The organism is Immundisolibacter sp., assembly GCF_014359565.1.
In the GTDB taxonomy this organism is placed as follows: domain Bacteria; phylum Pseudomonadota; class Gammaproteobacteria; order Immundisolibacterales; family Immundisolibacteraceae; genus Immundisolibacter.
The window spans coordinates 582,910-608,350 of the sequence record NZ_JACIZD010000001.1; the positions used below are offsets into that span (position 1 = coordinate 582,910).

Genomic DNA, 25,441 nt, shown 5'->3' on the forward strand with positions numbered 1-25,441 from the left:
GGGCGGCATGCCCGGCGGACAGGCCGGGAAGACAGGACGAAGGCTAGTTTACAATGCCGCCAGGCCCCGGCAGGGATGTTCGGCGCCCGGCCCGCATGCGTTTGCGGCTTGCGCCCGTGCCTTGCCCCCGCAGCTTTCCCGAGAATACCCATGGCCAACAGCAATGTCCTGCGCAAGGCCGGCCTGAAGGTCACCACGCCGCGCCTGCGCATCCTGGAGTTTCTGGAGACCAGCGACCAGCGGCATGTCACCGCCGAGGACGTGTACCGCGCCCTGCTGGGCACCGACGAGGAAGTGGGCCTGGCCACCATCTACCGCGTGCTGACGCAGTTCGAGCAGGCCGGCATGGTGGTGCGCCATCACTTCGAGAGCGAACGGTCGGTGTTCGAGCTGGGTACCGGCGTCGGCCCCTGCCACCACGACCACCTGGTGTGCGAGCGCTGCGGCGCGGTGCTGGAGTTTCGGGACGATGCCATCGAGGCCGCCCAGCAGCGCATCGCGGCGGAACGCGGCTTCAAGGTGACCGACCACAGTCTGTACATCCACGGCGTCTGTGACGCCTGCCAGCGCGAGGCGGCCGAGCGCGGTCGCTGACCGGCTTCGTCACCCGCCGGCCGAAACCTTGGCACCGGCCGGCGCATCCAGGCGCAGCATCACTGCGATCTCGTCGCAGCGGTTGAATTTGTAGCATTTCACGCACACCTGCCAGACCTTCTCCGGCAGGTCGTCCTTGCTGACCACCTCGAAGCCCAGGCGGGCGAAGAAGCCCGGCACGTAGGTCAGCGCCATCAGGCGCTTCAGGCCCACTGCTCTGGCCTGCGCCATCAGCGCCCGTGTCAGCTGCTCGCCGATACCCTGGCGGTGAAAGGCCGGCGCCACCGCCAGGCTGCGCACCTCGCCCAGGTCCGGGCCCATGATTTCCAGTGCCCCAACGCCGGCCAGGGCGCCATCCCGTTCGGCGACGATGAAGTCACGCACGTGTCGCACCAGGTTTTCCTGCGTGCGCGGCAGCAGGTTGCCGGCTGCGGCCTGCGCGCGCAGCAGGGCGTGTATGGCCGGCACATCGGCCAGCCGGGCCGGGCGCACGGAAAATTCGCGATCGGACATGGCTCAGGACTGCTGCGCAGCGTTCAGCATTTCGGCCGCGTGGGCGCGCGTGCGCTCGGTGATGTTCAGGCCGCCCAGCATGCGCGCGATTTCGTCCACCCGCGCGCCGGCCGGCAGGCGCTCGACCGCCGTGGCCGTGCGCGCTTCGCCTGCCTGCTTGCTCACGCGCAGGTGGTGGTGCGCCTGCGCGGCCACCTGCGGCAGGTGGGTGATGCACAGCACCTGCCGCTTGGCGCCCAAGCTGCGCAGCAATCGGCCGACGGTTTCGGCCACCGCGCCGCCGATGCCCACGTCCACCTCGTCGAAGATCAGGGTCGGGATTTCGCCCTGCGCGAGGGTGGCGGCCTGAACGGCCAAGCTGATCCGCGACAGCTCGCCACCGGAGGCGACCCGCGCCAGCGGCCGCCAGGTGTCGCCGGCATTGGCCAGGATGCGAAATTCCACACGCTCGGCGCCGGCCGCACTGGCGTTGCCATCCTCGAGCGGCAGCAGCGCAACCTCGAAACGCGCGCCGGGCATGCCAAGGCCACCGATGCACTCGCTGACCTCGCCGGCCAGGCGCGCGGCGGCGGCGCGGCGGGCAGCCGTCAAGGCGGCCGCGGCTGTCTCATAGTTCGCGAAGGCGGCGCGCTGTGCCTGCTCCAGCGCCGCGCGGGGCAGGCCGGCCTCTTCCAGCGCCGCCCGTTCATCGCGCAGGGCGCCGTGCAGCACGGCCAGCTCGGCCGGGGCCACCTGATGCTTGCGCGCCAGCGTCATGGCGGCGGCAACGCGGTCTTCCAGCCAGCGCAAACGGGCCGGATCGAGGTCCAGTTTTTCCAGGTAATGGCGCAGCGCCGATACGGCCTCGGACAGCTGCGCCAGCGCGCCGTCGAGCAATCCGACGACACCGGCAAGGCGCTCATCGAAGCCTGCCAGACGCTGCAACTGGCCGGCTGCCTGCGCCATCTGGCCGTAGGCGCCGGCGCCATCGTCGTCCAGGGCGCGCAGCGCGGCGCCACCGCCTTCGACCAGCGTCTGGGCGTGCCCGGCACGGCGCAGCTCGGCATCGATCTGTGGCCACTCGTCGGCGCCCAGCGCCAGCGCGTCCAGTTCGTCCAGCTGGTAAGCGAGCTGCTCCAGGCGCTGCGCGCGGCCGGCGGCGCTCGCCTCTGCTTCGTCCAGTGCGCGGCTGGCCGCCTGCCAGCGGGCGTGGGTATCGGCGACGGTATCCAGCAGCGGCCCGGCGCCGGCGTAGCGGTCCAGCAGCGCCCGCTGCGCGGCCGGTCGCAGCAGGGCCTGATAGGCGTGCTGGCCGTGGATGTCTACCAGCAACTGCCCGAGCTCGCGCAGCAGGCCGGCCGCCACCGGGCGGCCATTGACGTAAGACCGCGAGCGGCCGTCGGCGCGCACGGTGCGGCGCAGGATGCAGTCACTGCCGTCGGCCAGGTCGTTGGCATCCAGCCAGGTTAGCGCGGCGGGTACCCCTGCGACGTCGAACACGGCCGTCACCTCGGCCTGCTCGGCGCCGACCCGGATCGAATCGGCGCCCGCGCGTTCGCCCAGGGCCAGCAGCAGCGCGTCCACCACCAGCGATTTGCCGGCGCCGGTCTCGCCGGTCAGCGCGGTGAGGCCGGTTTCGAACTCGAGCTCGGCCGCCTCGACGATGGCGAAATTTTCGATGCGCAGTCCGACCAGCACCCTCAGCCTCCCCAGTGCATTTTGGTGCGCAGCAGCTCGAAATAGTCGTAGCCGGCCGGATGGATCAGGCGCAGCGGGCGCTCGCGGGCGCGGATCAGCACCCGGTCGCCGATTTCCAGCGGCAGGCTTTGCTGGCCGTCGCAGACCACCCGCGCCCGGGACCAGCTGTCGTTGGTCAATTCGATTTCGATTGCTTGCTGGGCACCCAGCACCATCGGCCGGATGGCCATCGTGTGCTGGCAGATCGGCACCACCACCAGCGCCAGCAGGTCCGGATACAGGATCGGCCCGCCGGCCGACAGCGCGTACGCGGTCGAACCGGTCGGCGTGGCCACGATCAGGCCGTCGGCGCGCTGGCGGTTCAGCAGCCGGCCGCCGGCGCGGGTCTCGAATTCGATCATCTTGAGGCTGTCCCACTTGTGCAGGGCCACCTCGTTCAGGGCAATGCCGGTGCCCAGCACCTGCCCGCTGCGGTGGATTTGAACCTCCAGCAGCAGGCGTTCCTCGGCAAAGAATTCGCCGCGCAGGATGCTCGGCAGCACGTCGAAGGTTTCGGCCGGCGAGATGTCCGCCAGAAAGCCCAGACGGCCCAGGTTCACGCACAGCAGCGGAATGTCGAGTGCCGCCAGGATGCGCGCCGCGGCCAGCAGGGTGCCGTCGCCGCCCAGCACGATGCCAAGATCTGTGCCTTCGGCCGCCAGGCGGCCGCGAACCCGCGCATCGGCGGCGGCGTCCGAGTCGGGCCGCACCTGCGCACCGCCGACCCGGCAGCCCAGCTGCGGCAATGCCGCGCGCAGGCGATCGGCCAGGCCACTGACGACGGCATCGTCACGGTGCCACAGCAGGGCGGGCTGGCGAAAAGCGAGCGGCATGGTGGCACGGGCGGCGAGCGGGGCGCGCGCGACTCTAGCACGCGCCGCCGGCGCGTCAGCGGCCGGGTCGGGCGACAGATTCGGGGGCGGGCGGCCGGAGCGTTCGGTCATTTGTTTATAGTATGGCCAGACCGCGTATCCAGTCGGCAAACCCGAGTTCGCCGTGCCCGCGCCCAGAAGCACTACCTCCGACGAGCTGAACGACCGTGCCCTGAGGCTGCTCAAGGGGCTGGTGGAGCATTACGTCGCCGACGGCCGGCCGGTTGGATCCAAGACCTTGGCACGCGATCTGGATCTGGGTCTGAGCCCTGCCACGCTGCGCAACGTCATGGCCGACCTGGAGCGGCTGGGCCTGATCGCCGCGCCGCACACCTCGGCCGGGCGCATCCCGACGGCCAAGGGCCTGCGGATGTTTGTCGACACCCTGTTGCGCGCCACGCCCATCGACGACACCGAAGAAGGCATGCTGCGCCAGCAGCTGGGCGCCAGCACCGACCCCGGCGGGCTGGTGGAGACGGCCGGCCGGCTGCTGGCGGATCTGAGCCAGCAGGCCGGCGTGGTGTTGTTGCCGCGGCGTGACGTGGCACGCCTGCGGCAGGTGGATTTCGTCAGCCTGTCGGACGGCCGGCTGCTGGTGATCCTGGTCACCGACGACGGTGACGTGCACAACTGGGTGGTCCGCCAGCCGCGCAGCTACAGCGAGGCAGCCCTGACGCAGGCAGCCAACTACCTGACCGAGCACCACGCCGGCCAGACCCTGGCGCAGATGCGCGGCGCCATCCTGAAGGAGCTGCAACGGGCGCAGGCGGCGGTCGGCGCGTTCATGGAAACCATGCTCGACCTGGCCGAGCGACTGGTGCCGCCACCGGCCGGCGGCGATGTCGCCGGCGACTACCTGATTCGCGGCGAGTCGAACTTGCTGGTCGGCGCCGACCCGGCACCGGATCTTGGCAAGCTGCAGGCGCTGTTTCGCGCCTTTGGCGAGAAACGCGAGCTGCTGCACGTGCTCGACGAATGCCTGCACGGACAGGGCGTGCAGATTTTCCTGGGCGCCGAGTCGGGCTACCAGTTCCTGGGCGATTACAGCCTGGTGACCGCGCCTTACGAGGTCGATGGCCAGGTCGTCGGCGCGCTGGGCGTCATCGGTCCGTCGCGCATGCCCTACGAGCGGGTGGTGTCGGTGGTGGATGTGACCGCCCGCCTGCTGGGCGCGGCCTTGAATCGGCGTCTGCCCGCCCCCAGCTGAGCGCACACGTCCTGAATGCAGGGCCGATGAGGATGGGCCCGCTGGCCCCAATCGCACCTTTTTTCGAGAGTTTGCCCATGACCGACCCGACCGATCCGCCGGTGGCCGATGAGCCGGCGGCCGAGCCGCAAACCGACGCCACCACCGCCCCGCCGCCGGAAACCCTGGAGCAGGCGCAGGCCCGCGCCGACAGCGCGCGCGACCAGATGCTGCGCGCCCATGCCGACATGGAAAACCTGCGGCGGCGCTACGAGCGCGAGCTGCAGAACGCCGTCCGCTATGGCGTGGAGACCCTGGTGGCTGAACTGCTGCCGGTCCGGGACAGCCTGCAGGAGGGTCTCAAGGCCGCCGAGGCGCAAGGTATCGACCCCGCTGTGGCGCTCGACAAGATCCTCGAAGGCACGCGCATGACGCTGGGCATCCTCGACAAGGTGCTGACCAAGGCCGGCCTGAGCGAGGTCCACCCGCAGGGCGAACCGTTCAATCCCGAGCTGCACCAGGCCCTGAGCCTGGCCGACTCTGCCGAGCTGCCGCCCAACCACGTCGTGCACGTGGTGCAGACCGGCTATCGCCTGCACGACCGGCTGGTGCGTCCGGCCATGGTCATAGTTTCGAAATAGACGCTTGAAACCGGGCGCTGGCGACACCACCTGACCGACAACGCCCAATCCCCCGTTCACGGAGACCCTGCACATGGCCAGAATCATCGGCATCGACCTTGGCACCACCAATTCCTGCGTGGCGGTCATGGAAGGCGGCAAGCCGCGCGTGATCGAAAATTCCGAGGGTGACCGCACCACCCCGTCCATCATTGCCTTCACCAAGGACGGCGAGGTGCTGGTCGGCCAGTCGGCCAAGCGCCAGGCAGTCACCAATCCGCACAACACGCTGTACGCGATCAAGCGCCTGATCGGCCGCCGCTTCGACGACCCGGTGGTCAAGAAAGACATCGGCATGGTGCCGTACAAGATCATCAAGGCCGACAACAACGACGCCTGGGTGGAGGTCGACGGCAAGAAGATGGCGCCGCCGGAGATCTCCGCCCGCGTGCTGCAGAAGATGAAAAAGACCGCCGAGGATTACCTGGGCGAGCCGGTCACCGAAGCCGTCATCACCGTGCCGGCCTATTTCAACGACTCCCAGCGCCAGGCCACCAAGGATGCCGGCCGCATCGCCGGGCTGGACGTCAAGCGCATCATCAACGAGCCGACCGCGGCCGCGCTGGCCTACGGCCTGGACAAGAAGCGCGGCGACCAGAAGGTGGCCGTGTATGACCTGGGCGGCGGCACCTTCGACATCTCCATCATCGAGATCGCCGAAGTCGACGGCGAGCACCAGTTCGAGGTGCTGGCCACCAACGGCGACACCTTCCTGGGTGGCGAAGACTTCGACATGCGCCTGATGAACTACCTGGCCGACACCTTCAAGAAGGACAGCGGCGTCGACCTGCGCAACGACCCGCTGGCCCTGCAACGCCTCAAGGAAGGCGCCGAGAAGGCCAAGATCGAGCTGTCCTCCGCGCAGCAGACCGAGATCAATCTGCCCTACATCACCGCCGACGCCAGCGGTCCGAAGCACCTGAACATCAAGCTGACCCGCGCCAAGCTCGAATCCCTGGTCGAGGACCTGATCACGCGCACGCTCGAGCCGTGCCGGATCGCGCTCAAGGACGCCGGTCTGTCGGCCAGCCAGATCGACGAGGTGATCCTGGTCGGCGGCCAGACGCGCATGCCCAAGGTGCAGGAGGCGGTCAAGGATTTCTTCGGCAAGGAGCCGCGCAAGGACGTGAACCCGGACGAAGCCGTCGCCGTGGGCGCCGCCATTCAGGCCGCGGTGCTGGCCGGCGAGGTCAAGGACGTGCTGTTGCTGGACGTGACGCCGCTGTCGCTGGGCATCGAGACCCTGGGCGGCGTCATGACCAAGCTGATCGAGAAGAACACCACCATCCCGACCCGCGCCGCGCAGACTTTCTCGACCGCCGACGACAACCAGACCGCGGTCACCGTGCACGTGCTGCAGGGTGAGCGCGAAATGGCGGCCGGCAACAAGTCGCTGGGCAAGTTCGACCTGACCGACATCCCGCCGGCGCCGCGTGGCATGCCGCAGATCGAGGTCACCTTCGACATCGACGCCAACGGCATCCTGCACGTGTCGGCCAAGGACAAGGCCACCGGCAAGGAGCAGAAGATCGTCATCAAGGCCTCCAGCGGCCTGTCCGACGAGGAGGTGCAGCGCATGATCCGCGACGCCGAGCTGCACGCCGAGGAAGACCACAAGGCCGCCGCGCTGGTGCACGCCCGCAACCAGGCCGACAACCTGGTGCATCAGGTGCGAAAGACTCTTGCCGACCTGGGCGACAAGCTGGGCAGTGACGAGAAGGCCCGCGTCGAGGAAGCCATCAAGGCCACCGAGGAAGCCGCCAAGGGCGACGACCAGGCTGCCATCGAGGCCGCGACAGCCGCGCTGACCGCCGCCTCGCATGGCCTGGCCGAGAAGATGTACGGCGGCGGCGACCAGAGTGAGCCGCCGGCCGGCGCGGCAGCCGGCGGCCGGGCCGGCGACGACGTAGTCGATGCCGAGTTCAAGGAAGTGCACGACGACAAGTAAGCGCGGCCACAGCCGCCATACCCCGGACCGGCTTGCCCGGTCCGGGGTTTTTGTTCATCTGGACCGATAGCAACAACCCTCAGTCATGGCCTCACAGGACCTCTACGAAGTGCTCGGCGTGGCGCAGACCGCGCACGAGGGCGAAATCAAGAAGGCCTACCGACGCCTGGCGATGAAGTACCACCCGGACCGCAATCAGGGTGATGCCGAGGCCGAGGAGCGCTTCAAGCAGGTGCAGGCCGCCTACGAGGTGCTGTCCGACCCGCAGAAGCGTGCCGCCTACGACCGCTTCGGCCCCGCCGGCATCGACCCGCAGGCGGGCGGCGGCGGGTTCGGCGACATCTTCGGCGACGTGTTTGCCGACATCTTCGGTGGCGGCGGCGGTCGCGGCGGGCGGGGCGGGGCGGGGCGGGGTGCCGACCTGCGTTATGAGCTCGAAATCAGCCTCGAGGACGCCTTCCGCGGCACCGTCTCCACGCTCGACATCCCGGTGCTGAGCACCTGCGAGACCTGCAACGGCAGCGGCGCCCGGCCGGGCACCGCGCCGGTCAATTGCAAGACCTGCGGCGGACATGGCCAAGTGCGCATCCAGCAGGGCTTTTTCTCGCTGCAGCAGACCTGCCCCACCTGCCGTGGCGCTGGCCAGGTGATCAGCGACCCGTGCACCGACTGCCGTGGTGCCGGACGCGTGCAAAAGTCCAAGAAGCTCGAAGTCAAGATTCCGCCCGGTGTCGACACCGGCGACCGCATCCGCCTGGCCGGCGAGGGTGAGGGCGGCCGTCGCGGTGGCCCGCCGGGGGACCTTTACGTCGACATCCACCTGCGTCCGCACCCGCTGTTCGAGCGCGACGGTGGCGACCTGTATACCGAGGTGCCGATCAGCGTGGTGACGGCAGCGCTCGGGGGCGAGCTGGAGGTGCCCAGCCTGGAAGGGCGGCTCAACCTGACCGTGCCCGCCGGCACCCAGACCGGGCGGGTGTTTCGCCTGCGTGGCAAGGGCATGCCGTCGGTGCGCGGGCGCGAGGTGGGCGACCTGATGGTGCGCGTCACCGTGGAGACACCGGTCAATCTGGACGATCGGCAGGAACGCCTACTGCGCGAACTGGGCGAAACCATGGGCGAGCGCCACCGGCCGCGCGAACAATCCTGGCTGGATCGGGTGAAACGCTTTTTCGAATAGATCGGCTCGAATAATCCCGCCCGAATCGCGCCAGGCCCGCGCGGCGGCGCCGCCCGACATACCCGAGGTTCCTGCATGACCGACGCCAACACGCCACTGCGCATCGCCATCGCCGGCGCCGCCGGGCGCATGGGCCGCACGCTGATCGCCGCCTGCGCCGAGCAGCCGCAGCTGCAGCTGGCCGCCGCCTTCGAACATGCCGGCAGCAGCGCGCTGGGCCTGGACGCCGGCGTGCTGGCTGGCCTGCCGGCCAACGGCGTGGTCATCGCCGCCGACGAGGCCCTCGCCGCAGTTCCCTTCGACGTGCTGATCGACTTCACCGGCCCGGCCGCCACACTGGCCCACGCCGCCGCCTGCGCGGCCAGCGGGCGGGCCATGGTGATCGGTACCACTGGCCTCGATGCGGCGCAGAAAGCCGAACTGACGGCGGCAGCCGCCCGCACGCCGATCGTGTTTGCACCCAACATGAGCGTGGGCGTGAACCTGTGCCTGGCGCTGCTGCGCCAGGCGGCGCGCGTGCTGGGCGACGATTTCGACGTCGAGATCATCGAGGCCCACCACCGGCACAAGGTGGATGCACCCTCCGGCACCGCGCTGCGCATGGGCGAGGTGGTGGCCGAAGCCCTCGGACGGGATTTGAGCCAATGCGCCGTGTACGGACGCGAAGGCCAGACCGGCGCCCGGCCGCGCGACACCATCGGCTTTGCCACCGTGCGCGGCGGCGACATCGTCGGGGATCACACGGTGTTGTTCGCCGGTGACGGCGAGCGGATCGAAATCACCCACAAGGCCAGCAGCCGCCTGACCTTCGCCCGCGGCGCGCTGCGCGCCGCGGGCTGGCTCAAGGGGCGTCCGGCCGGGCTTTATGACATGCAGGACGTGCTCGGGCTGCGCTGAACTGAGGCGCCGGAGGTCTTGCCACCGCCCCCCATCGACGGCCAGCGCGTGGCGGCCGGGCGAAGCGAGCGAGTAGCGGCGGGACTCAGCAGGGAACTGGGTACCACTTGCCGTTGAAATAGATCCATATGACGCATGGGCTTGCGAGCTTGAGCACCGTTCCCGGACTCAAGTTGCGAAGATTCCGGGCGATTTCCGGTGGCGAGTCGCTGGGCTGGATGGGCGCGCCGTCTGCGGTCCGTGGCTCGAGGTTGCCGTCCTTGTCGGGCACCAGCACGAACGGCAGGCCGGCAAAGGGATTGGCCTTCGGCTCCGCGGGCGGCTCCCCCTTGCCGCAGCCGGACAGGCCGGCACCGACCAGGCACATCGCCGCAGCGAGACTTGCCAGAGTGCGCTTTTTCATCGTCGCGTCGTCTCTCGGGTATGGGTTGATGGGTTGACGGGTCAGTCCAGCATCAGGCTGACGCTGGCATAGATCTGACGCCGGGGCTGCAGCTGCGGATTTTTTGGGTCGGTGTCCTGAAACTGCACCCGGGTATCGAACAGGTTTTGCACGCCCACGCTCACCAGCCCCAATCGACGCGGCAGGCGGTAGGCCAGGCGCGCGTCGCTCAGCCAGAAGCTGTCCTGCGCGTGACGGCGCTCGCCGCGGGTAGTGAACAAGAAATCGCCGCTTTGCCGATAGCCGGTGACAGCGAAATCGGCCAACCACCCCGACGGGTGACTGTAGCGCACCGCCAGCGGCAGGCTGTGGGTGCGCAGGTCAAGGATGCCCCAGTTGCCGGACTCGACGATCAGCGGGAAATCTTCTCGGTACCTGTCCTTCTGGTAGAGGTACTCGGCGCGCAGCGCCCAGCGCGGGGCGGCTGCCCAGTACGCGTACAGCCGGTGCAGTTGCTGATGGGCGTCGCTGAGTTGCCGACCGGCCAGAAAATCCAGATAAGGCATCCTCAAATCACGCCAGGTCGCCTCCATGCCGACGTCGAGTCCATCGGCCAACCGCCGGTCGAGACCCAGCGCATAGCGGTCGCTGCGCGTGCCGATCACGTCGTCGAAGAACTGCACGAAGCCGGCCACCTGCACCGGCTCGATGGTGCCCTTGCCGATCAGCGCCCGGTCGACCGACCGCAGTACCGCGGCCCGCAGCGTGGTGCGCTCGTCGAGCGTCCAGACCAGCCCAAGCTTGGGGCTGATGCGGGTCTTGTCGATGACGTCTGCGTCCACCGCATCCACCGCCAGCCCCAAGGTCCATCGCATGCCGGCGGGCCCGCCCAGATAGCCGTAGGCGTAACCGGTGTGGTAACGCGTGCGTTGATCGAGCACGAGGCCGTTGATGTCGATGTTGCCGTTCTCGCGGTAATAGCCACCGCCCAGCAGCAGACGGCTGTCAGTACCGCGGATCAGCTGCTGCGCCTCGGCCAACAAGGGCTCAGTGGCGCCGCGGTTTTTGACCGGGAGCGTGATCGGCCCGACCGGCAGCACGATGTCGACATCGAAATCCTGCCCCTCATCCACGCGCTCGCGCTGCACCGACACCAGCGTGCTGTTGCCGGGCGCCCAGTCGTGCCGCAGGCCCAGGCGATAGGTGTCGCGATCCCGGAACTGGCGCAGCGTTGGCGAAGCCACATCGTCGAACGGGTACAGGCCGATGTCGCCGCGCTCCTCGCGGCTGCGTCGCGCCTCGACCTGCACGCTGGTATCCGGCGTCACGCGCCAGTGGGCGAACAGGTCGTATAGGTCGATCTTCTGGTCGGCGTTGTCCCGAAAGCCGTCGGTTTCGTAATGAAACTGCGCCGCCGAAATCGACAGCGGCCCGGCCAGCACGGTGGCCATCAGATCGTCGCTGAACAGGTCATCGCCGCCGCCGACGGCGCTTGCCAGCGCCGTTACCCCATCGCGCACGAACAGCGGCGTGTACTCGTTCAGGCCGCTTTGCAGCGACACCGCGCCCTGGCGGATGGCCAGATCCTCGGCGCGCGCCTGCGGTTGCAGCGGCAGCACGCTTTGTGGCTGCCACAGCTGGGCCTGCAGGAGCTCCGACAGGCGGCCGGTTTCGTGATCGGGCACGCCCAGATAACTGTCGGCCAGCAGGCGATGGGCGGAAAAATCGGCAGGATCGGCGGCCAGCGATTCCGCGCCGCGCCGCTGCGCCAGCTGGCTGAAACCGAGAGCCTCGTAGACACGGCCGGCGCCCGCCTGACGCGCCGCGAGGTCCTCGTCCAGCTGCAGCTGCGAGCGGTAGACGGCGCGGTTGTCATTGCGTTTCACGGATTCTTCGAGCGAGGCCAGGGCCTCGACCGGCCGGTTGTCGGCCAGCAGGCCGAGCGCCTCGTAGAACCACGGCGTCGGGTCGGCCGGGTCGAGGGCCTTGGCGCGGCCCAGTTCGGCCTGTGCCGGATGGCTGCGCTGCTCCGACAGGTAGGCCTTGGCCAGATAGCTGCGCAGCAGGGACTGGCCCGGATCGAGACTGACCGCGATCTCCATCTGCCGGCGTCCGGCGGCCAGCCGGTTCTGGCGGATCAGCGCCAGGCCCAGGCCCAGACGCGACAGCGGGTCCAGCGGATCGAGCGCTGCCGCCTGCTCGAAACTCGCCTGCGCGGACGCCGCGTCATCGGCTGCCAGATCGGCGAAGCCGAGCGTGCGCAGCGCCAGCGCTGCCTGCGGTCCGCGCACGGCCGGCTGCGCCAAGCGGCGCGCTGCCCGGTAATTGCCGCTGGCCAGCTCCAGTTCGGCCAGGCGCAGGGTAGGCAGCTCATCGCCCTTCGCTAACTCGGCGGCGCGCGCCGCCGAGCGCCGGGCCGCCGGCAGGTCGAACAGCGCCTGCTGGGCATATGAGCGTGCCAGCCAGGCATTGGGCTGATCGCCGGCCAGCGTGACCGCCTCGGCACTGAACCGGTCGGCGGCGGCCGTATCGCCCTGGGCAATCGCGATCACCGTCTGCAAGGCCCGCGCCTGCGCCCGTTCGGCCGGCCCGGCCTCGCTCGCCGCCGTCTCGGCAAGTTGCGCCGCGGCCCCGGCATCGCCCGCGGCCAGCCGCGCCTGTGCCTCGCGCAGGGCAGCCGTCGTGGCCAGCGGCGGGTAATGGAGCGCCCACTCCAGGCCCTCGCGGCTGCGGACTGCCAGGCGCAGCTCACTGCCGCCGGGGCTCACACGCAGGCTCTGGCCGGGCACCAGTTGCCGGCCCTCGACCGTCACCCGGCCCTCGAACAGCGCCAGCTCGTCGGCTGCGGGCGCCGCAACGAGCAGGAACTCCGTGCCGTCGATGGCGGCATTCAGGTACGGCGTCGAGGCATCGAAACGCTGGCGGGTGCGGCTCAGAAAGTGCCCGCGGCCGCGCTCGATGCGTACCGTCGGCGTGGCTGCGTTGGGGTGCCGGCGAATGGACACGGCGCTCAGGCCGCCCAGGCGCAGGAGGGTGTCGTTCGCCAGTTCGAGCGCCGCGCTGCCGCCGTCGCCGACGCGTACCGACACATCCTCACAGAAGGTCTCGCCGACGGCTGCCGGGCGCCAGTCGGCGTGTGCCACCCGCTGCGCCTCGACCTGGCCGTGGGCGCTGGCCAGCCGGGCCAGCTGATGCTCGCAGGCCTGCGCCGTCGCCACACCCAGCAGGTACAGCAGCACGCCGGCAGCTGCGGCCGGGCGCCGGAAATTCCCAGTCAATACCGCCATCTCCCTGAAATTTATTCTTGTGGGATGAGCGCTGGCGGGCTGTCCGCCGCGCGTCACGGCGATCGGTCGCAGCCCGGCTACTTGGGCACCACGATCACGCCGTCCTTGGGCAGCTTATCACCCAGCCCCTGCAGCAGCCCATGCAGGATTTTGAGGTAGAAGGCGGCCACCGTGTCACCCGGGTCGATCGCCAGCGCCGCCTGAAAGTCACGCCGCGCGCTGACGGCATCGCCGGCCTGGAAGGCGCCCAGCGCCGCCGCAAACGGCGCTCGCGCAGCGGCCTGCGCAGCGCTGGGTACGGGCAGCAGCTCATGGATATCGAGGGCCTGCGCCTTGCCGGCCAGCTGGAAGCGCCCGAGGCGCCGATGGTCGATTCCCGGCAGCCCGCTGATGGTCGCCGCGCTGGCCAGTATCCGGGTGCCCAGATGCTTGTTCAGGCCCTCGATGCGACTGGCGGTGTTCACCGCGTCGCCGATGGCGCGGTACTCGAAGTGATCGAGCGCACCGACCGGACCGAGCATCAGCTCGCCGACGTGCAGGCCGATGCGGGTGGGCAGCCCGCCGCCGCCGGGCACCTCGAACGCCGTCAAAACCGCCTGAATGTCCAGTGCGGCCCGGCATGCCCGCAGCCGCTGCGCGAGGTTCGCGCGCTTGATCGGCCACAGCGCCAGCGCCGAATCACCCACGATGTCGGTCACCATGCCGCCGTGGGCGCTGATGGGCGCCAGCAGGGTCGCGTAGTAGCGGTTCATCAGCTCGCGCAGCTGGCCGGGCGGCAGGTGTTCTGCCAGCGTCGCGTAGCCAGCAGCGTCGCTGACCAGACATACCGCCTGTTGTTGGGTGGCTGCCGGGCGGGCCGGCGCATCGGCGCTGGCTCGCGCGATCTGACGCACGACGTGGGCCGGCAGATAGTGGCGAAACTCGGCCGCCACCTGCGCCCGCTCGCGGCCGCTGTGGCGGGCACGCAGGGCCAGCGCGCCCAGCAGCGCGACCACGATCTGCGCCAGCCAGGGCGCCAGTGGCAGCCACAGATGGAGGTGACCGAAGGCAGTCAGCACCGCCATGCCGGCGCCGCCGGCCAGCCCCAGCGCCAGGGCGCCGGCGGCTGGCGGGCGCAAGGGCATGAACGCGCCGGCCAGCCCCAGCGCGGTGAGCAGCAAGCCGGCAGTCACGGCGAGCGGCGAGGCCGGCACCAGAAACTCGTTCCGCAGCGCATTCAGGTACGCCGTCGCGGCAATCTCGACCCCCGACAGATCAAGCCCGTCGGGGCGGCTGACGGCGGTCAGGAAGCTGTCGGTCTGGTTCGGAAAATACGGCTCGACGTGGCCGACGAATACCGCCCGGCCGGCCAGATCGGGCGCCTCGCCCGCCAAGACATCGGCCGCCGACACGATGCGCACACTGCGCGGCGGCCCGTAGAAATTGAGCATCCGTTCCTGCGGGCCGCGCGCGAGCTCACAGGCTGCCCGCTGCACGGGCGTTGCCGCTGCGCCGACTGGACAATCGATGTCGCCGGCCTGCACCCGCAGCGCGGCGGCCGGCAGCGTGGCCAGGCCAGGCGCCGCCGGGTGCTGGACCCAGACCGTATCCACGCGCGCCGGGGACTTGGGCAGCACGAAGGGCGCCACCGCCGCCGCGGCATCGGCAAAGGCACTGTACGGTCGGTGCAGGGTGTCGATTTGCAACTGCGCGTCGGCTCCGGCACCGGGCAGGGCCTGCACCTGGCGCTTCATCTGCCCGAACAGCACCACGTTGCCGGCCTCGGCGATGGCGGAGGCCAGCGCCGCATCGCCATCACCCAGGCGTGCCCGGGCGAAGAACACGTCGATCGCAATCACGCTGGCCCCGCCCGCGGCTGCGCGCCGGATCAGCTCGGCGTAAATACGCCGCGGCCAGTCGGCAAAGCGCGACGGCAGCCCAAGACGCGCTGCCGACGAACTGTCGATGGCGAAGATCACCGCTTCGGCCGGCTCAGGCAGCGGACCGCGACTGGCAAACAGCCACGGCAGGGTCAATTCACGCTCCAGTCGGTCGGCGCCGGGCAGTTGCCAGGCCGCAAGCCCGGCCACCCATGCCGCCGTCGCCAACAACAGACCCTGCCGCAATACGCGGCGGCGCCCTGCGCCGCGGGTTTGCGTCGCGCCAACTTCGGGCCAGATAATCGCGCGATTCACACCATCTCCCGCTTTGGCGCCAGCGCACGGTCCATGTTGTCGCAACTGGCACAGTTTTCCATTCTGCAGCCCCTGTCGGATGCCGACCTGCAACGCCTGCTGCAACTTGGTCAGGTGCGCACGGCGCCCGCCGGCCACCTCCTGATCGGCGAGAACGAGGCCAGCACGGCAGTGTATTTCCTGCTCTCGGGCGAGGCGCGGGTGTTCATCACCGGCGCCGACGGCCGGGAAGCGACGGTCAATACCCTCAAGGCCGGCAGCTGGTTCGGCGAGCTGGCCATCCTGGGCGACGGGCTACGCTCGGCATCGGTCATCGCTACTGCTCCTTCGCGCCTGCTGAGCGTGCCAGGCCCGCTGCTGCGCGGCATCCTGGTGCGTTATCCGGAAGCGACCGAGCGTCTGCTCGAAACCCTCGGGCGGCGCATCCGCGGCTTGACCGAGACCGTGCGCGGCTTCGCGCTGGGCGATGTCTATCAGCGCCTGGCGCAGCTGTTTGGCGAGCTGGCGGTTGAGCGGGACGGCGAGCGCTTCATCCCCGATCCGCCGCCGCAGCGCGAGCTGGCGGCGCGCTGCGGCGCCTCGCGGGAGATGGTGGCACGGGTGCTGCGCGAGCTGCGCAAGGGCGGCTATGTCCAGACCAGCCGGCAGCGGATCGTGCTGAAAAAACCTTTGCCGGCGCGGTTTTGAACGCCCGCGCCGGCCGGTAGATCAAAGCGGATAAATGATGTAGCGCGGCGGCACCGCCGTATCCATCACGGCCCGCTTGGAGGCAAAGCGCAGCGCGCCGCCCTCGTCGACGATGAGGTCCTCGTAATGCCCCACCGCCAGCAGCGCCGATTTACCCTCGGAATTCGTGTAGAACACCGAGAAATTGGTGCTGGCGGCGATAGCGCCGTCGTCGCCCCAGGCGCACAGGTCGCGCGACAGCAGGTGCCGCGCCTGGTAATGCTCGACGACCGAGTTCCAGACCTCGTTCACGTACTTGACCCGATCGCGCAGGCGCTCGTGGCAGTCGTCCAGCATCATGCCGACCGGCAGCCCCATCCGCACGTTCTCGGCCGAGGTCAGTTCGTAGCGGCCGGTGCCGGCAAAGCAGGCCAGCCAGCCTTGCATGTCGCGCCGGTCGAGCGCATGCGCATAGGCCTGCTGCAGGGCATCCACCCGCGCCAGCAGGCCGGGATCGGTAATCACGGTCATGCTCACAGCCCCATCACCTGCTTGTAGTAAGCCCACCAGGGCGTGTTGCCGGCCTCGTCGTTCTGCAGGCTGCGGTGGCCATCCGGGCTGTCCTTGAGGCCCTTCAGGAAGTTGATCTCGCCGCCCGGCGCGCCCATGGCCTTTTGCACCCGCTCGAACATCGAGCCGTCCTCGATGCTCACGAAGCCGCTCGGGCCCAGCAGGTTGGCCGACTGGCGAATGCGGTGCTGCAGCAGTTCCGGCGGGTCGTCGGCAAAGCCGAGATAGGTGTAATGCACCTCGGTCTTGGTCGGCCCGAGCGGGCGGCCGAAGCGAAAATTGATGGCATTCAGGTGCTTGACCACCTGCGTCACCGGGCGCAGCAAGTTGACGGCAGCGGTTTTCTCGTCGCCCTCGGTGAACACCAGCGTCGGGTCGGCGAGGTAACCGTTGTCGACCATGCGCTGGGCGCCGTAGTGCGCCCCCCAGTGCCCGGCGAAGCCGTCGGCCACCAGCGGCGCCGTGCCGCCCTGGTAGTTCAGCATGCGAAAGGCGGTATGGAGCAGGCCGGCGTGGTAGCCGTCGTTGTCCATGTATACCTTCCAGTTGCAGTTGAAGATGATCTTCTGGTAGCCGAGCAGCTTGAGTTTGCGCTCGCCGCCGCCGAGCGCGGCGCGGATGGAATCGGCCACCTCACCGAAGAACTCGTCGATCGGCGGCGTGGCCTCGTCGAAGGTCGCCCATACCACCTGGTTCCACAGCACCGCGCGCAGCCGGCGCAGGCCGTAGTGGCGCTTGTCGAAGTTCTCGGGGAAGCGCTCCTCGCCGGGTACCTTGCGCAGATTGCCGCAGTTGTCATAAGCCCATGCGTGGTACGGACAGCTGAAGTCGGTCGCCGTGCCCTTGAAGTCGGTGGTGATCTGCACCCCGCGGTGAGCGCAGGCGTTGACCATGACCGCGAATTCGTCGGCGCCGGTGCGGGTGACGATCAGCGGTGTCTCACCAACCACGATGGTCTTGTAGTCATTGACGGCCGGCAGTTCCGCCTCCAACGCCACCGGCTGCCAGAACGGCCCGTAGAAGATCCGCTCCAGTTCCTGGCGATAAATCGCCTCGTCCGTGTAGAGGGCGTAGGGAATGCGCGTGTGGTCGGTCCATGCCCGGATCGGCAGGTCGCGGCTGGGTGCGTTCATAATCGGTGCTCCGCAATCGTTGACAGGGCTCGGCGTGCCCGTCTGCGCTTTATATAACAGCTTCGCTTGAACACACCAGAACGTTCGTTGACCATCGTCAGGCCGACTCGCATCAATGCCGGCACCCCGCTTCTGATACCACCGGACTATGCCCACAGCACCCTCGGCCTGACGGCATCGATCGAGGTGGCCTGTGGCGGTCCGGGCGCGGGCACGGCGCCGCTGTCCGAACTGCCGTCCGGCGCACTCGCCGCAAAACGCAGCGTGGTGCAGCTGATCATCGACGGGCTGGGCCTGGATTACCTGCGTCAGGCGAGCCCCGATGGAGTGCTTGCAAACAGCATCCTGTGCGGTCTGAGCAGCGTGTGTCCGGCCACCACCTCGGCCGCCATCACCAGCTTTTTCACCGGCCTGGCGCCGGCCAGCCACGGCCTGCTGGGCTGGTTCACGCCATTCGAGGCGCGCGACCAGGTCGTGCTGCCGCTGCTGGCGCGGGTGCGCAACGGGCCGGGCCTTCCGGCAACGGATCTGGCCACGCTCTATCGCAGCCCGCCGTTGGCCGCCCGCCTGGCGCGGGACTGCCATGTGGTCACCGGCCGGCGCATTGCCGGCTCGGCCTACTCGCGCTTCCACGCCGGCCCGGCGCAGGTACACGGCTACCGCTCACTCAGTGGCCTGTTCGGGCAGCTCGAGCGCCTGGTGCGTGCCGACGGCCCGCCCCGCTACGTGCACGCCTACTGGTCGGAACTGGATCACCTGGCGCACGAGCACGGGGTTGCGAGTCGCCGCACACGCGAGCACCTGCGCCAGATCGAGGCTCAGCTGGGGCGGTTCCTGAAAGCCATCGCCGGCAGCGACACGCTGCTGCTGGTGACGGCCGATCACGGCTTCATCGACACCGCGCCCGAGCGCAGCCTGCTGCTGAACGATCACCCGGACCTGGCGCAGCAATTACGCCTGCCGTTGGCCGGCGAATCGCGCCTGGCCTTCGTGCACGCCAAACCGGAGCAGCGCGAGACGCTGGGGCTGGACCTCGCGGAATTTCTGGGCGATCGGGCCACGGTGCTGAGCGGTGCGCAGTTCATCGCGGCCGGTTTTCTGGGGCCAGGCGAGCACCACCCGGCACTCGCGCAGCGGGTCGGCGACTGGGTGGTTGCGATGGCCGACGGCTGGACCCTGCGCGATCGCCTGCCCGGCGAGAAGCCCTTCATGCCGATTGGTGTTCACGGCGGCCTGAGCGCCGCCGAACTGAACGTGCCTGTGGCGGTGTTCGAGGCCTGAGACGGGCCTGTTTCAGGCTGCCTCGTCACCGGGCGGCGGCGGCAAGGGCGGCGGCGGGCACTGCTCGCGCAGCAGCCGCGCCAACTCACGGCAGGCGTCGGTGACCGTGAACACGCCGGCCAGGCGGCCCTTGCGGGTGACCAGGGCCGAGCCGATGCGCCGCGCCACCAGCGTGTCGAGCACCTGATCCAGCGGCGCATTAAGGTCCACGACGTACACATCCGTGGCCATCGCATCGCGCACCTTGAGACCGCTGCGCTGCGCATAATCCGGATCCAGGCCCAGCAGCAGCTTCAGGTCGCGATCGCTGATGATGCCGACCAGGCGCTCGCCGTCCATGACCGGCAGATGGTGCAGCCGGTGCCGGTTCAGGAACTCGCGCGCTTCGGACACCGGCGCATCGGCCGCGATGGCGTGCGGAAACGGCGTCATGATGCGGCGAATTTCGGGCATCCGTTTCACGACAAAACCCTGTGCAATAGCTTCGGCCAGCATGCCACAGGACGGCCGCAACGGCCTTCAGGCGACCTCCGGCGCGCCGCGCCGGTACCAGTCGCGACTGCGATTGACCAGGGCGACCAGGGCCAGCATGGCCGGCACCTCCACCAGCACGCCGACCACCGTGGCCAGCGCCGCTCCAGAATGCAGGCCAAACAGGCTGATTGCCACCGCCACCGCCAGCTCGAAGAAATTCGACGTGCCGATCAGCGCCGCCGGGGCGCCCACCGCCAGCGGCACCCGCCAGGCACGCGCCCACAGGTACGCGATGCCGAAAATAAGCGCCGTCTGCACCAGCAGCGGCACCGCAATCAGCACGATGTCCAGGGGCCGCTCGACCAGCGTGCGCGCCTGAAACGCGAACAGCAGCCCGACGGTGGCGATCAGCGCCACCACGGTCAGCGGCTTGATGCGCGCGGTGAATGCCGTCACCGCCGCCACGCCACCGCGGCGCTCCAGCCGCCGGCGCGTGAGGTTGCCCGCCACCAGCGGTATCACCACGTACAGCAACACCGACAGCAGCAGCGTGCCCCACGGCACGGTCACCTGCGTGACGCCCAGCAGCAGCGCCACGATGGGCGCAAAGGCGAACACCATGATCAGGTCGTTCACCGCCACCTGCACCAGGGTGTAATTCGGATCGCCGCGCGTCAGGTTGCTCCACACGAACACCATCGCCGTGCACGGCGCGGCGCCCAGCAGGATCATGCCGGCGATATAGGCCTGCGCCAGCTCCGGCCCGACCCGCTCACCCCAGATCGGACCGAAGAACAGCAGCGCGATGCCGGCCATGGTGAACGGCTTGATCAGCCAGTTGACCACCAGCGTGATGACGAGGCCGCGCGGGCGGTCGCCGACCCGGCGCACGGCGGCGAAATCGATGCTGACCATCATCGGGAAGATCATGGCCCAGATCAGCACCGCCACCGGCAGGTTCACGTGGGCGTATTCCAGCCGCGCCAGGGTGGCAAACGGCGCGGGCGCCAGATTGCCCAGCAGCGTGCCGACCAGCATGGCCAGCGCCACCCACACACTCAGATAACGCTCGAATACACCCAGCGGCGAAGCCTTCGTCGCAGAGCACACTGTCTTCATCGCAAACTCCGAAGCGCGGGGATGAGGTCGCCGACCCTATCATCGGGCCGGCACGCGCGAGTCTACTGGCCGCCGTCGGTTTTTTTGTCGCATGCGTCAACCCGACCGGCGTCAGAACCGTGATGGGCATCGGTCTGGCCGGCGGCACAGCGCTGGCCGAACAGGACCGTGGCGCATGAGCAGCGCCAGCACCCTCTCGCCCGAGCAACGGGCAGAGCGTCTGGACCGCTGGCGAAGTGCCCCGGACGCGGCCCCCCGGCGACCGGACGCCGATCGCTAGTCGTTCTGGTCGGCCATGGTGCTGCTGGCCTCGGCGGGGTTGGCAGCGCTCAGGTACACGTCGAAACGCACTGCGCGGCCCTTGAAGCACAGGTCCACGTCGGCTGCCAGGGCCGGCGCGTGCAGGGGCCGCTTGACCACCACGCGCCGCCGCGCCCGCGTGCGCGCCAGCGCCAGCAACTGGGCACCACCCTCGTCGTCGCCGGTCAGCTCGCGCAGCAGTTGCAGCTCGCGCCTGGGCAGGGCGGTGCGGCCCTCGCCGGGGAACATCGGATCAAGATAGATCACGTCCACCGGCCCGAGGTCCGCGGCGCCCAGCATCGCCCGCGCATCGGTGTGAACCAGCCTGAGGCTGCCTGGAGGCGGCAGGCGCGGGGCGCGCTGCAGGGCATCCTGCACCAGCGCATGGATGACCGGCTGGCGCTCGCAGGCGATCACGTCGAAGCCGGCCCGCGCCAGACGCCAGGCGTCCGTGGCAAGACCGGCCGTCAGGTCCAGCAGCCGCGCCGGGCGGTTTTTCATGCGCGTGGCGCGCAGCAGTTCCCCGCCACCGTGGGTGCCAATCCGGTCGAAATCGACTCGCAATGGTGTCAGGCGCCGGCCCGGTGCACGCAGCTCAAGTCCAGTCGGGCCATACACCAGCGCCAACCGCGCGATCTCCTGCCGGTCAACCAGTGGCAGCCCGTGTTCGGCCGCGAGCCGCGCCGGGCGCTCGTCATCTGCCGCTGCCAGTACGGCGACCGCCAGCAGCACGTCAGCTGTGCCGCCGCTCACCGGGCCAGGCTGCGGACTGCATCTCGATGAGGCGACTGACCGTGCGCTGGAACTCGAACGCCATCCGCTCGCCGCGATATAGCTCGCCCGGCGGCGCCGCGGCGGACACGATGAGGTTCACGCCCCGGTCGTAGAACACATCGACCAGATTGGTAAACCGGTGCGCGACGTCGTACTCGTCGGCGTCCAGCCGCGGCACGCCCGACAGCAGTACGGTGTGGAAGCGCTCGGCGATTTCCAGGTAATCCATGGCGCTGCGCGGCGTGCGGCACAGGGCTTCGAAATCGAACCAGGCCACATCGCTGCCCCGGCGGCGCACGGCGACAGGGCGGCCGTTGACGCTCAGCGGCGCCGATTTTTCGTGCTCCGGTACCAGACGGGTGAAGGCCGCTTCCATGCCGGCCTCGGCATCCGCCCCGAGCGGGCTCATGTAACGGCGCAGGTCGTGCAGGGCGCGGCGCCGGTAATCGACTGGTCCGTTCAGCTCGATGACGTCGAGCCGCTCCTTGAGCAGCGCGATGGTCGGCAGAAAACGCGCCCGCTGCAGGCCATGCAGGTACAGATCTTCCGGCCGGCGATTGGAGGTGACCACCAGATACACGCCACGCGCCAGCAGCTCGCGCAGCAGGCCGCCCAGCAGCATGGCATCGGCGATGTCATGGACCTGGAACTCGTCGAAGCACAGCACCTGCGCCTGGCTCGCCCAACCGTCCGCGATGCGCGGCAGCGGGTCCGCGATGTCGCCCAGGCGCCGCCGCTCCTCATGCACGGCCAGCATGAACTGGTGGAAATGCAGCCGGCGCTTGCGCTCGCCCGGCACGCAGTCGAAGAACAGGTCCAGCAGGTAGCTCTTGCCGCGCCCGACATCACCCCATAGGTAGGCGCCAGACAGCGGCGGTTGGACGGGGCGGCGGATGAAGCTGGGTAGCCAGGCGCGGCGCGGCGGGTTGACTAGCGTGTGCCACAGGACATCGAGCCGGGCGGCGGCGGCCTCTTGCAGCGGATCGGCCACGAAATCCGGCTGCGTGGTGTCCCAGCGGTAGCGGGCCAGCGGCGTGGTCGGAACCGCCTGCAACATGGGGCCGCCGCCGCGCCTACAGGTGGCGCTGCACCAGCCGCTTCTTGATGTCGGCGATGGCCTTGGCCGGGTTCAGGCCCTTCGGGCAGGCGCTGGTGCAGTTCATGATGGTGTGGCAGCGGTACAGCCGGAACGGGTCCTCGAGCTGGTCGAGCCGCTCGCCGGTGGACTCGTCACGGCTGTCGATGATCCAGCGGTGCGCCGCCAGCAGCGTGGCTGGGCCGAAGAAGCGGTCCGAGTTCCACCAGTAGGACGGACAGGATGTCGAACAGCAGGCGCACAGGATGCACTCGTAATGGCCGTCGAGCTGGTTGCGGTCTTTCTTGGACTGCCGATGCTCGCGCCCGGACGGCGGCGGCGTTTCGGTCTTCAGCCACGGCTCCAGCGCCGCGTACTGGGCATAGAAGTGCGTCAGGTCCGGCACCAGATCCTTGATGACTTCCTGGTGCGGCAGCGGAAAGATGCGCACGTGCGTGCTGCGGCAGTCGGCGGTGGCCTTGGTACAGGCCAGCGTGTTCACGCCGTCGATATTCATGGCGCAGGAGCCGCACACGCCCTCGCGGCAGGAGCGGCGGAACGTCAGGCCACCGTCCATGCGATTCTTGATGTGCAGCAGGGCGTCCAGCACCATCGGCCCGCACTCGGCGGTATCGACCTCGTAGGTCTGCGTGCGCGGCGCCTGGTCAGAGTCTGGATCGTAGCGGTAGATCTCGAACTGCACCGTGGTCCCCAGGGTGGGAACTGCCGCCGGCTCTGAGCGGGGCGGTGTGGCCAGCAGGTCGCGTTCGACGCGGGCTTTTTCAGCCATCTTGCTCGTTCCTCTGTGCTCAGTAGACGCGTTTCATGGGCGGGATCGGGGCGACCTCATCGGTCAGGGTGTGGGCGGTCACGCTCCGGTAACCCAGGCGCACCTGCCCGCTGACCACGTCCGGCACCCAGGCCAGACTGTGCTTCATCCAGTTCACGTCGTCGCGCTCGGGGTAGTCGTCGCGGGCATGGGCGCCGCGCGATTCCTTGCGCTCGGCGGCGCAGTCCATGGTGGCCAGCGCCACCGTGAGCAGGTTCTCCAGCTCCAGCGCCTCGACCAGGTCCGTGTTGAACACCATGCCGTGATCGGTCAGGCCGATGTCGGGCAGCATGGCCGCCGCCTCGCGGATTTCCTTGACGCCGGCCTGCAGCGTTTCTTCCTTGCGGAACACCGCGCAGCGCTGCTGCATGGTGCGCTGCATGCGCTCGCGGATGTCCACCGGCGCATGGCGGCCCCGGGCCTGGCGCATGCGGTCGAAGCGCTCAATGCCGCCGCGGCCGGCCGCTGCCGTGACCTTGGGCTGCGGCAGTGTCGGCAGGGTGTCCTTCAGACGCAGCGCTGCGGCGCGACCGAACACGATGATGTCCAGCAGGCTGTTGGCGCCCAGGCGGTTGGCGCCGTGCACCGACACGCAGGCCGCCTCGCCGATGGCAAACAGCCCCGGCACCACCACGTCGTTGCCGTTGGCATCCTGGTTGATGACCTCGCCGTGGTAGTTGGTCGGGATGCCGCCCATGTTGTAGTGCACGGTCGGCAGCACCGGGATCGGCTCGCGCGTCACGTCTACGCCGGCGAAGATGCGCGCCGTCTCGGAGATGCCCGGCAGGCGCTCGTGCAGGGTGTCGGCACCCAGGTGTTCCAGGTGCAGCAGGATGTGGTCCTTTTTCGGGCCGCAGCCGCGGCCTTCCAGGATTTCCACCGTCATGGCGCGCGACACCACGTCGCGCGAGGCCAGATCCTTGGCGCTGGGCGCGTAGCGCTCCATGAAGCGCTCGCCGTTGACGTTGGTCAGGTAGCCGCCTTCGCCGCGCGCGCCTTCGGTGATCAGACAGCCGGCCGGGTAGATGCCGGTGGGGTGGAACTGCACCATTTCCATGTCCTGCAGCGGCACGCCGATGCGCGCCGCCAGCGCCATGCCGTCGCCGGTGCAGATGTGCGCCGCGGTGCAGGACTGATAGGCGCGCCCGTAGCCGCCGGTGGCCAGCACCACGGCGCGGGCGAAGAAGCGGTGCAGGCGGCCCTCGACCATGTCGTAGGCGACCACGCCGATAACCCGGCCGCTGTCGTCGGTCATCAGGTCGACGGCGAAATACTCGACGAAAAACTGCGCCTTGTGCTTGAGCGACTGCTGATACAGCGTGTGCAGCATGGCGTGGCCGGTGCGGTCGGCGGCGGCGCAGGTGCGCTGGGCCGGTGTCTTGTGGTCGGCCTGGTACTGGCCGCCGAACGGGCGCTGGTAGATCTTGCCGTCGTCGGTGCGCGAGAACGGCATGCCGGCGTTTTCCAGCTCGATCACCGCCGGGATGGCATGCTGGCACATGTACTGGATGGCGTCCTGGTCGCCCAGCCAGTCCGAGCCCTTGACCGTGTCGTAGAAGTGATCGCGCCAGTCGTCCTCGACCATGTTGCCCAGCGCGGCATTGATGCCGCCCTGCGCCGCCACCGTGTGCGAACGGGTCGGGAACACCTTGGTGATGCAGGCCACCGACATGTGCTCGGCCGCCATGCCGAAAGTGGCGCGCAGGCCGGCGCCGCCGGCGCCCACCACCACCACGTCGAACTGGTGGTCGGTGATCGTGTAATCGCTGGTCATTCCGCTGTTCATCTCCG

General features: G+C 69.2%; 21 protein-coding genes and 1 pseudogene. 8 read left to right on the top strand and 14 right to left on the bottom strand.

What is annotated here, in order from left to right; all coding sequences use genetic code 11:
* Nucleotides 1–150: 150 nt before the first annotated feature.
* Nucleotides 151–594 (top strand): ferric iron uptake transcriptional regulator, encoded by a 444-nt coding sequence (gene fur, locus H5U26_RS02830; RefSeq protein WP_290616433.1) that lies wholly within the window; start codon nucleotides 151–153, stop codon nucleotides 592–594.
* A gap of 9 nt (nucleotides 595–603) precedes the next feature.
* Here fur and H5U26_RS02835 read toward each other — a convergent pair whose 3' ends face one another.
* From H5U26_RS02835 to H5U26_RS02845, 3 genes are read right to left on the bottom strand one after another with little or no spacing between them, the layout of a single operon-like run.
* A complete protein-coding gene (locus H5U26_RS02835) occupies nucleotides 604–1,107 on the bottom strand; it encodes an N-acetyltransferase (RefSeq protein WP_290616435.1) in 504 nt (167 codons plus the stop codon).
* 3 nt (nucleotides 1,108–1,110) lie between these two features.
* Nucleotides 1,111–2,784 (bottom strand): DNA repair protein RecN, encoded by a 1,674-nt coding sequence (recN, locus tag H5U26_RS02840; RefSeq protein ID WP_290616437.1) that lies wholly within the window; start codon nucleotides 2,782–2,784, stop codon nucleotides 1,111–1,113.
* 2 nt (nucleotides 2,785–2,786) lie between these two features.
* Nucleotides 2,787–3,767 carry an NAD(+)/NADH kinase gene (locus H5U26_RS02845; RefSeq protein ID WP_290616439.1) on the bottom strand — a complete coding sequence of 327 codons (981 nt, stop codon included), beginning with the start codon at nucleotides 3,765–3,767 and terminating at the stop codon, nucleotides 2,787–2,789.
* Between the two features lie 52 nt (nucleotides 3,768–3,819).
* Here H5U26_RS02845 and hrcA point away from each other — a divergent pair, with 52 nt between their 5' ends.
* The 5 genes from hrcA to dapB all read left to right on the top strand — a co-directional run bounded on the left by hrcA (nucleotide 3,820) and on the right by dapB (nucleotide 9,586).
* On the top strand, nucleotides 3,820–4,902 hold the full coding sequence (hrcA, locus tag H5U26_RS02850; RefSeq protein ID WP_290616441.1) for a heat-inducible transcriptional repressor HrcA: 1,083 nt from the start codon (nucleotides 3,820–3,822) through the stop codon (nucleotides 4,900–4,902).
* Between the two features lie 77 nt (nucleotides 4,903–4,979).
* Nucleotides 4,980–5,522 (top strand): nucleotide exchange factor GrpE, encoded by a 543-nt coding sequence (locus H5U26_RS02855; protein WP_290616443.1) that lies wholly within the window; start codon nucleotides 4,980–4,982, stop codon nucleotides 5,520–5,522.
* Between the two features lie 73 nt (nucleotides 5,523–5,595).
* Nucleotides 5,596–7,509, top strand: a complete 1,914-nt coding sequence (gene dnaK, locus H5U26_RS02860) for a molecular chaperone DnaK (RefSeq protein ID WP_290616445.1) — start codon at nucleotides 5,596–5,598, stop codon at nucleotides 7,507–7,509.
* A gap of 85 nt (nucleotides 7,510–7,594) precedes the next feature.
* Nucleotides 7,595–8,689 carry a molecular chaperone DnaJ gene (gene dnaJ / locus H5U26_RS02865; RefSeq protein ID WP_290616447.1) on the top strand — a complete coding sequence of 365 codons (1,095 nt, stop codon included), beginning with the start codon at nucleotides 7,595–7,597 and terminating at the stop codon, nucleotides 8,687–8,689.
* 75 nt (nucleotides 8,690–8,764) lie between these two features.
* On the top strand, nucleotides 8,765–9,586 hold the full coding sequence (gene dapB / locus H5U26_RS02870; RefSeq protein ID WP_290616449.1) for a 4-hydroxy-tetrahydrodipicolinate reductase: 822 nt from the start codon (nucleotides 8,765–8,767) through the stop codon (nucleotides 9,584–9,586).
* An 85-nt stretch (nucleotides 9,587–9,671) separates the two neighbouring features.
* Here the strand turns inward: dapB and H5U26_RS02875 are convergent, their stop codons facing one another.
* The 3 genes from H5U26_RS02875 to H5U26_RS02885 all read right to left on the bottom strand — a co-directional run bounded on the left by H5U26_RS02875 (nucleotide 9,672) and on the right by H5U26_RS02885 (nucleotide 15,429).
* Nucleotides 9,672–9,989, bottom strand: coding sequence for a hypothetical protein (locus H5U26_RS02875; protein WP_290616451.1), 318 nt, complete (start codon nucleotides 9,987–9,989; stop codon nucleotides 9,672–9,674).
* Between the two features lie 41 nt (nucleotides 9,990–10,030).
* Entirely contained in the window at nucleotides 10,031–13,246 is a 3,216-nt protein-coding gene (locus H5U26_RS02880; protein WP_290616453.1) for a FecR domain-containing protein, read from the bottom strand.
* 86 nt (nucleotides 13,247–13,332) lie between these two features.
* The gene (locus tag H5U26_RS02885; RefSeq protein WP_290616455.1) at nucleotides 13,333–15,429 is read right to left on the bottom strand and encodes an adenylate/guanylate cyclase domain-containing protein; all 2,097 of its coding nucleotides are present in this window, start codon (nucleotides 15,427–15,429) and stop codon (nucleotides 13,333–13,335) included.
* A 33-nt stretch (nucleotides 15,430–15,462) separates the two neighbouring features.
* Here H5U26_RS02885 and H5U26_RS02890 point away from each other — a divergent pair, with 33 nt between their 5' ends.
* Nucleotides 15,463–16,116: a Crp/Fnr family transcriptional regulator gene (locus H5U26_RS02890; RefSeq protein WP_290616457.1), complete on the top strand. Its 654-nt coding sequence runs from the start codon at nucleotides 15,463–15,465 to the stop codon at nucleotides 16,114–16,116.
* Nucleotides 16,117–16,137: 21 nt separating this feature from the next.
* Here the strand turns inward: H5U26_RS02890 and H5U26_RS02895 are convergent, their stop codons facing one another.
* Both H5U26_RS02895 and H5U26_RS02900 read right to left on the bottom strand, forming a co-directional pair.
* Nucleotides 16,138–16,626, bottom strand: a complete 489-nt coding sequence (locus H5U26_RS02895; protein WP_290616459.1) for an aromatic-ring-hydroxylating dioxygenase subunit beta — start codon at nucleotides 16,624–16,626, stop codon at nucleotides 16,138–16,140.
* A 2-nt stretch (nucleotides 16,627–16,628) separates the two neighbouring features.
* Complete coding sequence (locus H5U26_RS02900) at nucleotides 16,629–17,798, bottom strand: aromatic ring-hydroxylating dioxygenase subunit alpha (protein ID WP_290616461.1); 1,170 nt, start codon at nucleotides 17,796–17,798, stop codon at nucleotides 16,629–16,631.
* Nucleotides 17,799–17,885: 87 nt separating this feature from the next.
* Here H5U26_RS02900 and H5U26_RS02905 point away from each other — a divergent pair, with 87 nt between their 5' ends.
* Nucleotides 17,886–19,079 (top strand): alkaline phosphatase family protein, encoded by a 1,194-nt coding sequence (locus H5U26_RS02905; RefSeq protein WP_290616463.1) that lies wholly within the window; start codon nucleotides 17,886–17,888, stop codon nucleotides 19,077–19,079.
* 12 nt (nucleotides 19,080–19,091) lie between these two features.
* Here the strand turns inward: H5U26_RS02905 and H5U26_RS02910 are convergent, their stop codons facing one another.
* The 6 genes and pseudogenes from H5U26_RS02910 to sdhA form a co-directional block, all read right to left on the bottom strand.
* Nucleotides 19,092–19,532, bottom strand: a complete 441-nt coding sequence (locus H5U26_RS02910; RefSeq protein ID WP_290616843.1) for a CBS domain-containing protein — start codon at nucleotides 19,530–19,532, stop codon at nucleotides 19,092–19,094.
* 66 nt (nucleotides 19,533–19,598) lie between these two features.
* Nucleotides 19,599–20,672 (bottom strand): ACR3 family arsenite efflux transporter, encoded by a 1,074-nt coding sequence (gene arsB / locus H5U26_RS02915; protein ID WP_290616465.1) that lies wholly within the window; start codon nucleotides 20,670–20,672, stop codon nucleotides 19,599–19,601.
* Nucleotides 20,673–20,948: 276 nt separating this feature from the next.
* On the bottom strand, nucleotides 20,949–21,725 hold the full coding sequence (locus H5U26_RS02920) for a class I SAM-dependent methyltransferase (protein ID WP_290616467.1): 777 nt from the start codon (nucleotides 21,723–21,725) through the stop codon (nucleotides 20,949–20,951).
* Nucleotides 21,706–22,803, bottom strand: coding sequence for a cell division protein ZapE (gene zapE / locus H5U26_RS02925; protein WP_290616469.1), 1,098 nt, complete (start codon nucleotides 22,801–22,803; stop codon nucleotides 21,706–21,708). The genes H5U26_RS02920 and zapE overlap by 20 nt, the downstream gene beginning before the upstream one ends.
* Before the next feature lie 16 nt (nucleotides 22,804–22,819).
* Nucleotides 22,820–23,518: pseudogene (locus tag H5U26_RS02930) on the bottom strand (succinate dehydrogenase iron-sulfur subunit); the annotation flags it as partial.
* A gap of 112 nt (nucleotides 23,519–23,630) precedes the next feature.
* Nucleotides 23,631–25,436 carry a succinate dehydrogenase flavoprotein subunit gene (gene sdhA / locus H5U26_RS02935; protein ID WP_366055862.1) on the bottom strand — a complete coding sequence of 602 codons (1,806 nt, stop codon included), beginning with the start codon at nucleotides 25,434–25,436 and terminating at the stop codon, nucleotides 23,631–23,633.
* Nucleotides 25,437–25,441 lie beyond the last annotated feature (5 nt).